The sequence below is a fragment of the Paenibacillus sp. FSL R5-0490 genome (genome assembly GCF_001956215.1).
Lineage (GTDB): Bacteria > Bacillota > Bacilli > Bacillales > Cytobacillaceae > Cytobacillus.
In genome coordinates, this window is sequence record NZ_MRTQ01000065.1 from 1 (window position 1) to 336 (window position 336).

Genomic DNA, 336 nt, shown 5'->3' on the forward strand with positions numbered 1-336 from the left:
ACACGGAAGTTAAGCTTCTCAGCGCCGATGGTAGTTGGGGGCTGTCCCCCTGTGAGAGTAGGACGCTGCCGGGCGAAGACAGAGAGTTTTTCTCTTTGTCTTTTTTAATCCTCATATACTGGAATAATTTAACGCCAGTAAAATTTTATATTAGAGAGATATGCAGTAAATAATTTCTCAATAAACTTCAAAAAAGTGTTGACGAATTATTTATAAGATGTTATTCTAATATAGTTGCTTGATTGATCTTTGAAAACTGAACGAACAAAACGTCAACGTTTAAATCATTAGTCTTTTTCGAAAAGACAAACGAGCTTAATCAACTCTTATATGGAG

General features: G+C 35.4%; 1 rRNA gene. It reads left to right on the forward strand.

What is annotated here, in order from left to right:
• A 5S ribosomal RNA gene (gene rrf, locus BK139_RS24625) occupies window positions 1–74 on the forward strand; the annotation flags it as partial.
• Window positions 75–336: the final 262 nt, after the last annotated feature.